We start from the raw sequence: 12,787 nt of genomic DNA, 5'->3' as shown, positions 1-12,787 counted from the left end.
CATGCATAAGTTCAGTCAAATACAGTTTCAGAGTCCTGCCGACATACGGGCATTTCAGGAGGCAAGACTCGCTGAGGAATTAAGTTACCTTCAGCAACACTCTAAATTTTACCAGCGTCTGTTTCAAACACATCATATTGATATTTCCCGCATCCGCACGATCGAAGATTTGCAGGATATACCTGTAACCACCAAAACAGATCTACAGCTTTATAATGATGATTTTGTCTGTGTTGAGAAAAAACAGATCATTGATTATGTAACCACTTCGGGTACATTAGGAGACCCGGTCACTTTTGCGCTTACATCCGAAGACCTCGACCGTTTGGCTTATAACGAATACCTGTCATTTACTACAGCAGGTTGCACATCGGAAGATGTTATGCAGCTGATGACAACCTTAGACCGTCGTTTTATGGCGGGAATGGCTTATTTCATGGGAATTCGTGAACTTGGAGCAGGAGTTATACGTGTAGGAAACGGAATACCAGAACTGCAGTGGGATACGATTGAACGATTCAAACCAACCTGCTGCATAGTGGTTCCTTCCTTTCTGATCAAATTAATCGAATATGCGGAATCAAACGGCATTGACTATGAAAACTCTTCCATACAACGAGCACTCTGCATTGGAGAAGCGTTGCGAAATCCAGACTTTTCCTTAAATACATTAGGTAAACGCATTCATGAACGTTGGAGGCATCCACTACTTCAATCTACCTATGCTTCAACAGAAATGCAATCTTCATTTACTGAATGTGGGGCTTGTAAAGGAGGACATTTACAACCTGAACTTATTATAGTCGAGTTTCTGGATGATAATAACCAACCCGTTAAAGACGGAGAAGCAGGAGAAGTAACAATAACTACCATCGGTGTAAGAGGGATGCCGTTGTTACGATTCAAAACAGGCGATATCTGTTACCATTATACAGAACCTTGTTCCTGTGGTCGGAACACTATACGACTAAGTTCTGTTCTTGGACGCAAAGGACAAATGATTAAATACAAAGGAACAACACTTTATCCTCCTGCGTTATATGATATATTAGATAATATATCCGAAGTTAAGGGTTACGTAGTAGAAGTTTTCACTAACGACCTTGGAACTGACGAAATACAGATTAGTGTAGGCACAAACAAGCCTTCTGAGCAATTTGCCAAGCAAATAAAAGATCTGTTTCGCTCTAAAATAAGGGTTGCTCCGGGTATAAAATTTCTTCTGGAGGAAGAAATTTTAAAAATACAGTTCCCTCAGATGAGCAGGAAAGCAATTAAATTTATAGATTTACGTTGATTTCCTATTCAATTAGGAGACATTGGAGTATATTGTTTTACACTAAAAAACGTTTATATGAAAAAGTTATTATTATTTGCATTCTTATTCTTCGCCGGACTGAGTTATGCGCAGGACAATCAGGGACTTAAAGATAGTGAAACACTTACGTTTTACGGAGTAGATTTTTCAAAGGCAAAAGTTTATGGTGCCAACGAATCACTATCAGAGTTTAAAGCTGCATTCGGAGGAATCAATAACCTGTTTATTAATGAACAGAAAAAATATGATGTTTCAAAAACTTTCAAAAAAGAAGTCTCACTATCCCTGAACTCTGTGAAAGATCTTGTTGATGAAATCAAAAACAAGGAATTCGTTGCAGAATCTAATGATTACAGTCTGAGTGAAGACGATGTGAAAACTCTTTTAAAGAAATTAGATACGGGTTCAGATAAAGGTTATGGTGCAGTTTTATTTGCAGGATTACTTAATAAAGGCAAACCGGAAGCAACCTACGATGTTGTTATTTTTGACATCGCATCTAAAAAAATCCTAATACAGAAGAAGATAACTTCCAAAGCAAGAGGTTTTGGCTTGAGAAATTTTTGGGCGTTCTCCGTGCACGGTACGCTCAAGCAAGTTGAAAAAATGAAACTGTATTAATACAACGCATGAGAAAAATTTAAAAAAAACCGACATCAAGGAGCATTTCTTTAGATGTCGGTTTTTTTGTTGCGCATTTTGCTTGTTTCTACTCTTTTCTAAGGATATACTTATCTGCCAGTTCACCGGTGATTCGGTTGCCTTCCATATCAAGCTGGAATAGTTGGTTTTCTCCTACAAAATAGCGATTAGGAGCATCTGTTATATCGCTCAGGGTAATTGTGCTGCCGTTTTCGCCCCAGGTAAACGTGCCGGATTTTTCGAAAGCTGTCTCCTTTTTTCCCAGATACGTTGTTTGTAACGTATACTTTCCGCCGCTTTCCAGTGTTAATTCTGTTTCTATTCCTTCGCAATCAGCACAAGGTAGTACGCCTTTATATTTGCCTTCATAATCTAATGAAACCTGGGCAGTATGCATGTCAGGAACTGCTGCAGTCTCTGTTTTAGCTTCCGCTTCTACCGAATCTTCTGTTTTTGCAGCCTTTTGACCACAGCTAACTAATAGAAAAACAAACGCAAATACACTTAGTTTTTTGAACATAATTCTTTTTTTTAATTGTATGAGAACAGTCTCTGTTATATAAAATAAATAAAACCCGATTTTGTTTATAATATAACGTTAAATTATATGTCAATGTGCTTAAACCGTTAGAATCATGTATATTTGCACGAAGTAATAGTTTAAAAAACAGGAATATGAAAATCGCATTGATCGGATACGGAAAGATGGGAAAGGCTATTGAACAAATCGCCATTGCCCGCGGACATGAAATCGTATCTATTATCGACATAAATAACCCGGACGGATTTAATTCTGCTGCTTTTAAAAGCGCGAAAGTGGCTATCGAATTTACCACACCCGCCACTGCTTTCAGCAATTACCTGAAGGCTTTCGAAGCAGGTGTGCCTGTGGTGTCGGGAACAACGGGATGGTTAGATAAACTAAGCAATATAAAAGAACTGTGTGCGAAAGAAGGGAAAACATTCTTCTACGCGTCTAACTTCAGTATTGGAGTAAATGTGTTTTTTGCCCTTAACAAGCACCTGGCGAAAATCATGAATAACTTTCCGGCATACGATATTAAGCTGACAGAAACGCATCATATCCACAAATTAGATGCGCCGAGTGGTACCGCGATAACATTGGCCGAAGGTATTCTTGAAAATATCGAACGTAAAGATCGCTGGACATTAGACAAAGAGGAGCAAAAAACCGATCTGCCTATCTATGCGATACGCGAAGGGGAGGTTCCCGGTATTCATGAGGTTGTTTACGATTCTGAAGTCGATTATATCAGCATTAAGCATGATGCGAAAAGCCGTCAGGGGTTTGCCTTAGGTGCAGTAGTTGCCGCTGAATTTACCGCGGAGAATAAAGGCTTTCTCGGCATGGAAGATATGTTGAAATTCTAATTCCTTATATACAAAACATCACAGATGAAAGATATTAGCAAAAAACAATGGATAAAGTTCGGTATCGCCACCTTTCTTTATCTTCTTTTTACGCTTTGGATGCAAAACGCCTGGCTGCTTTTAGGTATTATTGTATTGGTCGATATTTTTCTCACTAAATATATCCCCTGGGGGGCATGGAAAAGATCCAAGAATCCAAAAGTAAGGAATGTTTTAGAGTGGGTAGACGATATTATATTTGCTTTAGTGGCTGTGTATTTTATCAATATTTTCATTTTCCAAAACTACCAGATTCCGAGTTCTTCTTTGGAAAAATCGCTTTTAGTAGGAGATTATCTTTTTGTAAGCAAGCTTAGCTACGGACCTCGCGTGCCGAATACACCGCTATCTTTTCCTTTGGTGCAAAACACCTTGCCTTTTTTCGATTGCAAGTCTTATTTAGAATGGCCTACGTGGGATTATAAACGCGTTAAGGGCTTGGGGCAGGTAAAACGAAACGATATCGTGGTGTTTAACTTTCCGGCCGGAGATACCATTGCCGTGCTGCAACAAAACCCGGATTATTATTCCCTGATAGAGCAATACGGTCGTGAACGTATCTTATTGGATCAAGCCTTTTTTGGCGAAGTGATGTACAGACCGGTAGATAAACGGGAGAATTTCGTAAAACGTTGTATCGGTATGCCGGGCGATTTACTTGAGGTTCGGAACAACAAAGTATATATCGACGGAAATATAACGGAAGACCCGGAGTTTATGCAACTGATCTACTACGTAGAAACAACGGGGTCTTTACTGTTGGAAGAGCAATTCCGTTTGTTAGGAATCAGTAAGGAAGATCGTAGGCTTATGTCGATACATCCTGATAATAATGGAACGCTCTCTTATATTGGTTTCACGGCCAATGAAAACGGACAGTTCAACCCTATTTACCGGATGCCTATGACGAAAGCTGCTTTAGAGAAAGCGAAGAATTTGTCTGTTATTAAAAATATAATCGTTGAGCCGGATGCGGCCGGAGGGGATTTATACTACCCGGTTGATTACAGAACAGGATGGACACGTGATAATTACGGACCGGTCTGGATTCCTCGTAAAGGAGAAACAATCGAGCTAAATGAAAAGAATCTGGCTGTTTACAAACGGTGTATTAAAAATTACGAGAACAACTCACTGGAAGTGAAAAACGGAACCATATATATAAACGACCAACCGGCTACTTCTTATACATTCAAATACGACTATTATTTTATGATGGGCGACAACCGCCATGCCAGTGCCGATAGTCGCTCGTGGGGATTTGTGCCCGAAGATCATATCGTAGGTAAACCTATTCTGATCTGGCTCTCTTTGGATAAAGATCGCTCTTTGTTTGATGGTAAGATACGTTGGAATCGTTTGTTCCGTATGGTGCATGCGGATTAATGTAAATGCAGTATAATAGACAGAAAATAAAATCAACAGTAAAGCTACTACTTACCTTACTTCTTTTGGCTACGGTAGTAGTGGCTATACGTTATTTCCTGGTTGAATCATACCGCATATCTACTTCCACAATGGCAAATACATTAAAGGAAGGAGACCTTATTGTTGTAAATAAATTTTCGAAACTGCCGGAAAGAAATCAGGTAATACTCTTTACAAGTCCGCTTCGTAAAGATACAACAACGTCTCCCTTGTTTATTAGCCGCTGCATAGGGCTGCCGGGTGATACAATTCGGGTAAACGGCGACGGATATACTATCAATGGTCGCTTCTTTCCGCTTTCGCCCAATGCTATTTGTCAATATCGATTAGACAATTCGGCCGCAGACTTATTCGTTAAAACGCTCAACAAGCTGAAGATACCCATTCGTAACCTGCAAAACGAAAGAAGCAGCTTCTTAATTTCGTTAACTCCATTTGAAGAATATTCCATTCGCGAAGAACTTCCGGAAACGATTAATCAGACTTTTATAAAACTTACTCCTCAGGAATATTCGTTGATCGTTCCTCGTAAAGACAGAGCATACAGACTTACTGACGAATGTCTTATTGCCTGTAAAGAAGCTATTTCCCGCGAAGCGGAATCTCCTGTTTCGTTTCGGGACGATAAACTATATCTTGATGGGAAAGAAACGGATTTCTTTTTTTTTGAACAAGATTACTTCTGGGTTTTGTCTGATAATATGAATGAGGGAATAGATTCGCGTCATCTTGGCTTTATCCCCGAAGAAAGTATCGTAGGCACCGCATGGTATTGTTGGTTCAGCCCACAAACAAAACGTTTTTTTAATCCCGTAAATTGATGAATACGGCCTATTTATCTTCCGCCTATCTGGCTCCTGTTCAGTTCTATTGTAAACTAATACAATTTCCGGAGATCAGAATTGAAAAAGAGGAAAACTACCTCAAACAGACCTATCGTAACCGATGTGTTATAGCCGGAGCAAACGGAGCGCTTGCTTTATCTGTGCCCATTGAAAAGCCGGACACGATCAAATGCCTTACCAAAGATATCCGTATTTCCGACCATGGGAATTGGCGGCATTTACATTGGAACGCGCTTGTATCTGCCTATGGCACCAGTCCATTCTTCGAATATTACCAGGATGATTTTGCTCCTTTCTATGAAAAGAAATATGATTTCCTTTTCGATTTCAACGAAGAACTTCGCCTGTTGATTTGTAACTTGTTGGATTTAACGCCTAACGTTGTATATACCGATCAGTATCAGTCTGAGGTTGCGCATGATTTCAGGGAAACGATCAGTCCGAAATCAAAAATAGAAGACCCCGCGTTCCACCCTTTTCCCTATTACCAGGTATTCAGAGACAAATTCGGTTTTTTGCCGAATCTAAGTATCGCGGATCTTCTATTCAATATGGGGCCTGAAGGATTATTGGTTCTTCAGCGATCGATTATTCAAGCTTAATTTCGTCTTTAAAAAAGAGGCTGTTTTTTATATTACTATGTGTTTAAAAAGATATCCTTTATTTCTTGAAAAATAACCTTTATTTTTCAAGAAATAACCTTTATGTTTTCAGGCATGTATAATGCGCTGATTTTCAGCTGCCTAAAAAAATCCTAAAAAACAGGAAATCGAGCCTTGTTTTTAACTCAAAACAGGTGCTTAATCTGCTAGAATTTTTTCTATTAAATTTAGTTCTTCGGTACTGAAATCGGTGTATTCTCTCGCTCTCAGGTTGTCTTTTAATTGAGCCAACGAACTGGTTCCTACAATTACCGATGTTACTTTCTCGTTATGCAACAGCCAGCCCAAAGCCAACTGCGCTAACGTTTGACCTCGTTTTTTAGCCAACTCGTCTAATGCTACTACCTTATGGATTACTTCAGTTGTCACCTCTTCTCTTTGCAAGAAACCGTGACTTTTATTCGCGCGCGAGTTTTCGGGTATACCGTGCAGGTATTTATTCGTTAGTAAGCCTTGTGCCAAGGGAGAGAAGGCGATAAATCCTACACCGTATTTATCGTTTACTGATAAATGTTCTTTTTCAGGATCACGAACCAGCATGCTGTATTTATCCTGATAAATAAGGCAGGGAACGTGTTGTTTCTTCAAGAAATCGTAGGCTTTTATCAGTTCTTTCTTCGGATATTTTGATATCCCGACATAAAGCGCTTTACCTTGCTTTACAATATCGACCAAGGTTTGCATCGTTTCTTCTATCGGCGTTTGAGGGTCGTAACGATGCGAATAGAAAATGTCAAAGTATTCCAGTCCGGTTCGTTTAAGACTCTGGTCGATGCTGGCCATAATGTACTTACGGGAACCACCGTCGCCATAGGGGCCATCCCACATCAGATGACCTGCTTTTGACGAAATAACGAGCTCATCCCGGTGTCCTTTTAGTTCTTTCGCCAGAATTCTACCAAAGTTCGTTTCCGCGCTTCCCGGAGGAGGTCCGTAATTGTTTGCCAGATCAAAATGAGTGATACCGCTGTCAAAGGCGTGCGTTATCATGGATGTAGCTTCATTAAAATCATCTACATCGCCAAAATTATGCCATAATCCTAATGATATTTCAGGAAGTTGCAGGCCGCTGTTTCCGCAAAAGTTGTATTTCATGGTTCTTTCTGTTTTGATTAAACAAAAATAGAAATTCCATGAAATAAATCCTTAAGAATAAATCTTTTAACATTTTCAGCGTTCCACCTGGAACTTACGGCTCACTTTCATGAGGTTGGTAGAGAAGACAACTACATTTTTAGTTTCCTGTATCATGTTGAGGTAAACCATGCTCACCTTCGTGCTGCCGGTTTGACCTTGCAGGCGACGTAATTCTTCTTTGTTCAGAATAACCAGGTCTTTCGACAAGGCGGAAGATTCCAACACAAGCTCTTTAAAGGACGAATAGTCGTTCTCCTTTAATCGGTCGGCACACTTCTGCAAATAAGCACAAATCCGGTCTACAGCCGCGCCATAATGCGCTTTCTGTATTTCGCTAAGCGGATTAAAGTGATTGTCGATATGATCACGGCAAGGCTCTGTCATACGACGGATGCTGTAGATGAGTTCACTCGAGAAGTCGTTGCCCTGATAGTAATAAAGTCCTTTTTCGATGGCAATTTCACGGTCAAGCTGGCTGACACCTAATGTTCCCACGCGCTTAACCTGTTTAATATGGATCTTCTTTTCCTCTATATCAAGCAATGCCTGCCGGAGGTCTTTCAGGTTTTCGTTCATAAAACCATAGGCTACTTTATGCAGGGTGTCTTTTGCAAAAAGCAACGTCGAGTTCAGTTCATCACGACTCAATTCGCGGAATAAAGACAAGGCTTCATTTTTATCGGTTACGGTTTGCAAAGCAGCTACCGTAGAGTTCACTTCTTCCTGCAAGGCGGCTTTACGTTGTCTTTTCTTATACATCAGGTGACTGTGCACTAAGATGTATATAGCGAGTCCCACCATGCCGATCATCGCCGCGAAACCTCCAAGATAAATAATCAACGCAACCACAAAACAGAAAAGGAAGGCAGCCCCTGCCGTAATAAACCAACCGGCAACAACCGAAACTACTCCGGTGATACGATATACCGCGCTTTCACGCCCCCAGGCTCTATCGGCCAAAGAAGTACCCATCGCCACCATAAAGGAAACGTAGGATGTAGAGAGCGGTAATTTAAACGATGTTCCTAAAGCGATCAATAAGCTGGCCAACACTACATTTACTGAAGCTCTTACCATATCAAAGCTCACATTTTGCTCTTCTTCGGGCATTTCAATGCTTACAAAACGGGTGTCTATCCATTCTCTTACAGAGGGTGGGATTGTATTAATAACGGAGGAAAACATATTGGCTGTTTTACGCACTAAAGTACGCGCGATCGGGGATGAACCGAAATTTTCGGCTCCTTCTTTTTGACGAGACAGGTCCAAGGAGGTTTTAACAACTGTATGCGCTTTCTTGGAAGTCATTAAGGCGATTATCATGATTACGCCGGCGCCAAACAAGAAATACCAAGGCGTTTGTGCTGATTCCGTTAACGATTCCATAAGGAATGAGTTCGGCGACACGGCTCCTCCCTGCGCAATCAGATCGACGTACGAAGAATAGGCAACCATGGGAACGCCAATAAAGTTGACCAGGTCATTACCCGCGAAAGCAAGTGCCAACGCAAATGTTCCCAGCAATACAATTATCTTAAATACATTGATCTTAAACCAATGCAATACCTGCATAAGAATGGAAAATCCGATAAAGCAATATATCACGATCTTATCCGTATTCTCATAGATCATCGCTTTTACATCGGAAGTCATAAAGGTAACGTCCTTTAATCCTTTAATAAGCATAAAATACACGATTGAAGTGGCAGCTGCTCCTCCAAAAACGGCAACGAAGTATTTGCTTTGTTTCTTATAATTGAACGTGAATAGTATACGGGTAAAGAATTGAACAATCATTCCGCAGATAAAAGCAATCGCGACGGAAAGGAATATCGCGAGAATCATTGTAAAGGCTCTTTCCGTATTCAGCAGGTCTCCTAAGTTTAACAGACCGTTAGAATTCGATATTTTGATCAGCGCGACGGCTACGGTGGCTCCCAATAATTCAAAAACAAGAGACACTGTTGTGGAAGTTGGCAATCCTAAGGAGTTAAAGATATCCAGCAAAACCATATCCGTAAGCATTACGGCAAGCAGGATGCACATGATCTCGGTAAAATAAAAATGCTGGGGCTGGTATATGCCATGCCTTGCGATATCCATCATCCCGTTTGATAAAGTTGTTCCGATCAAAATACCCAAAGCAGAGATGATCATCACGGTTCTGAAGGATGCTGCTCTTGCACCTAAAGCAGAGTTTAAAAAGTTGGTAGCGTCATTGGTTACACCCACAGATAGGTCGAATATCGCTAAAATAAAGAGGCATATTAAAAATACCAGGTATATAGTCTCCATCAAATAATAATTATACAATATCGGTGGCAAATTTCTGAAACGATTGTTTCGGTCGCGTTTCATAAATATTACAATCGTGTTACATTGATTGTTTAGTTCTGACAATCAATAAATTGTATTTTAACTAAAAAACTATCCGATCTGTCCATACAACAGCTCCCCTTTAAGAAATCTATCAAACAATTCGTGCTATTCCGATCCAAAAGCGTATTATTGTAAACAAATACAAACATTTAAGATTTTTTCCGACTATGAGTTTTAAGATTAAGGTAGTGGTTTCTTGCTTTCTATTCAGTAGCTTTTTTTCTTTCGCGCAAGAGCCGGATCAGGCACTTACGGCAGAGCAGTTAGCCGACTGGCAACATATCACAAAACAGAATTTATCTGACGACGGCAATTTTATTGCCGTGAAACACGAGCCTTGGAAAGGCGATGCAACTGTTTTGCTATTTACTAAAACAGGTAAGGAGGTTGCTCGTGTTTCGTCGGGCGGAAATTTTGCTTTCGCGTCATCGTCCGGTTATCTGGTGGTGGAGAAAAAAACACCTTTAGTGGAGATGGAAAAACTGAAGCTGCAGAAAACAAAACGCGATCAAATGCCGATGAATAAACTGATCTTGTGTTCCGTTTCCGGACAACAGGAAACCTTGGATTCAATCAGTACATACAAATTGGCTTATACCACCGACCGGTTGGCTTACAAACAGGGCAACAGAAAAGATTCCACCCTTTACATCCGGTCTTTAGACGGCAAAGCGACAGATACAATCCCCGGAGTTTCTGATTTCGGATTCGCGAAAGAGGGCAACTTCATGTATTATATATCAGCAGGAGATTCAATTGATAAGAAAGCCGGAATTTATGTTTATCAAACAACGAACAGACAGCAAACATTGCTGAAGGAAGGAAAAGGTAAGTTCGGGAATGTGAAATTCAATAAAGCAGGCGATAAATTAGCCTTTCTTTATACCGATAAAGCGGAAAAAGATTCTACGGAAGCGAAAAACGAGTATGCTTTATTCCTGTCTGCAATTCCGGAAAAAGCACAGCTTATCGCGGAAGCAGGGAATACAAACATTCCTTCAGACTGGATAATCAGCCATCATGGAGATATCCGTTTCTCGGAAGACGGTAATTACCTCTTCTTCCCGACATCTCCCAAACTTCGCGAGCGCGACACCACTGTTTTAGCGGAAAACAGACCGGATGTGCAAATCTGGAACTGGAATGAAGCGGTGCAACAAACGCAGCAATTGGTGGATCGCAAACAAGACGCACAAAAAACGTATACGGCGGCCTATTATTTACCGGCAGAAAGTATTCATCAGCTCAATACACTGGAGCTTCCGAACCTACAGCTACCGGAATCCGGAGCTATTGCCTTATTATTCGCTAACGAGCCTTATGGAACAGAACGGATGTGGAGGGGGAAAAACAAACAGGATGTATACACCGTTAACCTGCAAAGTGGGGAAGTAACTACCTTAACCAAAGCGAATGAGAACCGGATCAGGTTATCTCCGGCCGGTAAATATGCTTTTTGGTACAGCAATGCGGATAGTGCCTGGTTTACCTGCCTGTTAAAAGAGAATAAGATTTATAAACTCACATCGCCCGATACTTTCCCGGCGTGGGACACAGACCATGATGTTCCCGATTATCCTACCGCTTATGGCGCGGCAGGTTGGACTAAAGAGGATCAATTCCTTTTGTTGTATGATAGAAACAATATCTGGAAGTTCAACCCCACGGCATCCGAAAAGCCGGTCAACCTAACGATCAACGGCAAGGAAACAAACACGATATATCGGATACAGACAATCGACAAGGAGAAGAAATACATTGATCTGAACGAAATGCAACTGCTGACCGGATTTAATGAGGCAACGAAAACTACCGGATTCTATTCTGCTACGTTAAACAAAGCGGCAAATCCGAAAATGGTGTTGAACGGTAACTTCAAAGCTTCATTTATAGCGAAAGCCAAAAACGCCAATGCGGTTATCTATTCTACCGAATCCTTTACTCAGTTTCCCGAAACCCGTTATTCCGACCTGAGTTTCTCTAAATCCATTCAACTTACCCACTTGGGTAAACAACAAGAAAATATACGTTGGGGAACGGCTGAATTAATCTCATGGACTTCTCTCGATGGGAATAAACTGGAAGGAGTTGTTTACAAACCAGCGGATTTTGATCCGAACAAGAAATATCCGCTGATTGTAAATTTCTATGAACGCAATTCGGAGTCGCTTTACGCTTACCGGATGCCACAGCCTCACCGGTCTACAGTTGATTACCACCTATATAACAGCAATGGTTACATCATCTTTAATCCGGATGTTCGCTATACCGATGGATATCCCGGTGAAAATTGCTTCAATAGCGTTATGCCCGGCATTCAGTCGTTGATTGACAAAGGATTTATAGATGAAAAGGCAATTGCCGCTCAGGGACATAGCTGGGGAGGATATCAGGTGGCTTATCTGGCAACGCGCACAAACTTGTTTGCGGCAATCGAAAGCGGAGCGCCGGTAGTCAATATGTTCAGCGCGTACGGCGGAATCCGTTGGGGATCGGGCTTAAACCGCTCATTTCAATACGAACACGGTCAAAGTCGTATCGGTGCAACCCCTTGGGAAGCTCCGCTGCGTTATCATGAAAACTCACCCTTGTTCACCATGGATAAGGTAAATACGCCCATACTCATTATGCATAATGATGCGGACGGACATGTGCCCTGGTATCAAGGCATCGAGTATTTTGTTGCGTTAAAACGCTTGCAAAAACCGGTTTGGCTACTCAATTACACGGGCGAACCGCATTGGCCTACGAAAATGGCTAACCGTATAGACTTCCAGAAACGCATGCTGCAGTTCTTCGATCACTATCTAAAAGGAAAGCCCATGCCGCAGTGGATGAGTGAAGGAGTAAAAGCCGTAGATCAACCATTCGACCTGGGCTATTGATCCTGCCCCTATAAAAAAAGTTATCCGGTAAAAATCAGTTGTGCTGATCTTTACCGGATA

Annotated in this window: 10 protein-coding genes; 7 read left to right on the top strand and 3 right to left on the bottom strand. The window is 41.1% G+C overall.

The genetic code is table 11. From position 1 onward, the window contains the following. Position 1 precedes the first annotated feature (1 nt). On the top strand, positions 2-1,297 hold the full coding sequence (locus B9Y81_RS12080; RefSeq protein ID WP_085537170.1) for a flexirubin biosynthesis putative acyl-CoA ligase FlxY: 1,296 nt from the start codon (positions 2-4) through the stop codon (positions 1,295-1,297). A gap of 57 nt (positions 1,298-1,354) precedes the next feature. Beyond that, entirely contained in the window at positions 1,355-1,939 is a 585-nt protein-coding gene (locus B9Y81_RS12075; RefSeq protein ID WP_085537169.1) for a hypothetical protein, read from the top strand. An 88-nt stretch (positions 1,940-2,027) separates the two neighbouring features. Here B9Y81_RS12075 and B9Y81_RS12070 read toward each other — a convergent pair whose 3' ends face one another. Further along, positions 2,028-2,480, bottom strand: a complete 453-nt coding sequence (locus B9Y81_RS12070) for a copper resistance protein NlpE (protein ID WP_085537168.1) — start codon at positions 2,478-2,480, stop codon at positions 2,028-2,030. A 155-nt stretch (positions 2,481-2,635) separates the two neighbouring features. Between B9Y81_RS12070 and dapB the strand changes: the two genes are divergently transcribed. Genes dapB through B9Y81_RS12050 form a run of 4 tightly spaced genes read left to right on the top strand, consistent with a single transcriptional unit; the run spans position 2,636 to position 6,266 of the window. Further along, a complete protein-coding gene (dapB, locus tag B9Y81_RS12065; RefSeq protein WP_085537167.1) occupies positions 2,636-3,352 on the top strand; it encodes a 4-hydroxy-tetrahydrodipicolinate reductase in 717 nt (238 codons plus the stop codon). 24 nt (positions 3,353-3,376) lie between these two features. Beyond that, positions 3,377-4,777: a signal peptidase I gene (lepB, locus tag B9Y81_RS12060; protein ID WP_085537166.1), complete on the top strand. Its 1,401-nt coding sequence runs from the start codon at positions 3,377-3,379 to the stop codon at positions 4,775-4,777. 5 nt (positions 4,778-4,782) lie between these two features. After that, positions 4,783-5,640: a signal peptidase I gene (lepB, locus tag B9Y81_RS12055; protein WP_085537165.1), complete on the top strand. Its 858-nt coding sequence runs from the start codon at positions 4,783-4,785 to the stop codon at positions 5,638-5,640. Further along, on the top strand, positions 5,640-6,266 hold the full coding sequence (locus B9Y81_RS12050) for a WbqC family protein (RefSeq protein ID WP_085537164.1): 627 nt from the start codon (positions 5,640-5,642) through the stop codon (positions 6,264-6,266). The genes lepB (B9Y81_RS12055) and B9Y81_RS12050 overlap by 1 nt, the downstream gene beginning before the upstream one ends. Positions 6,267-6,464: 198 nt before the next feature. On the opposite strand, the gene B9Y81_RS12045 is transcribed toward B9Y81_RS12050, so the two are convergent. Both B9Y81_RS12045 and B9Y81_RS12040 read right to left on the bottom strand, forming a co-directional pair. After that, complete coding sequence (locus tag B9Y81_RS12045; protein WP_085537163.1) at positions 6,465-7,421, bottom strand: aldo/keto reductase; 957 nt, start codon at positions 7,419-7,421, stop codon at positions 6,465-6,467. Between the two features lie 75 nt (positions 7,422-7,496). After that, a complete protein-coding gene (locus B9Y81_RS12040) occupies positions 7,497-9,758 on the bottom strand; it encodes an inorganic phosphate transporter (protein ID WP_085537770.1) in 2,262 nt (753 codons plus the stop codon). Between the two features lie 251 nt (positions 9,759-10,009). On the opposite strand from B9Y81_RS12040, the gene B9Y81_RS12035 reads away from it, so the two are divergent. Then, positions 10,010-12,727, top strand: a complete 2,718-nt coding sequence (locus B9Y81_RS12035) for a S9 family peptidase (RefSeq protein WP_085537162.1) — start codon at positions 10,010-10,012, stop codon at positions 12,725-12,727. The last annotated feature ends 60 nt before the right edge of the window (positions 12,728-12,787 follow it).

The sequence above is a fragment of the Massilibacteroides vaginae genome (genome assembly GCF_900178525.1).
Classification (GTDB): domain Bacteria; phylum Bacteroidota; class Bacteroidia; order Bacteroidales; family Tannerellaceae; genus Massilibacteroides; species Massilibacteroides vaginae.
The sequence above is the reverse complement of the archived record's forward strand: the minus strand, read 5'-3'. Positions and strand labels throughout refer to the sequence as shown.

Coding starts and splice junctions, on each gene's coding strand:
- B9Y81_RS12080 (WP_085537170.1), top strand. CDS start 2: ATGCATAAGTTCAGTCAAATACAGTTTCAGAGTCCTGCCGACATACGG.
- B9Y81_RS12075 (WP_085537169.1), top strand. CDS start 1,355: ATGAAAAAGTTATTATTATTTGCATTCTTATTCTTCGCCGGACTGAGT.
- B9Y81_RS12070 (WP_085537168.1), bottom strand. CDS start 2,480: ATGTTCAAAAAACTAAGTGTATTTGCGTTTGTTTTTCTATTAGTTAGC.
- dapB (WP_085537167.1), top strand. CDS start 2,636: ATGAAAATCGCATTGATCGGATACGGAAAGATGGGAAAGGCTATTGAA.
- lepB (WP_085537166.1), top strand. CDS start 3,377: ATGAAAGATATTAGCAAAAAACAATGGATAAAGTTCGGTATCGCCACC.
- lepB (WP_085537165.1), top strand. CDS start 4,783: ATGCAGTATAATAGACAGAAAATAAAATCAACAGTAAAGCTACTACTT.
- B9Y81_RS12050 (WP_085537164.1), top strand. CDS start 5,640: ATGAATACGGCCTATTTATCTTCCGCCTATCTGGCTCCTGTTCAGTTC.
- B9Y81_RS12045 (WP_085537163.1), bottom strand. CDS start 7,421: ATGAAATACAACTTTTGCGGAAACAGCGGCCTGCAACTTCCTGAAATA.
- B9Y81_RS12040 (WP_085537770.1), bottom strand. CDS start 9,758: ATGGAGACTATATACCTGGTATTTTTAATATGCCTCTTTATTTTAGCG.
- B9Y81_RS12035 (WP_085537162.1), top strand. CDS start 10,010: ATGAGTTTTAAGATTAAGGTAGTGGTTTCTTGCTTTCTATTCAGTAGC.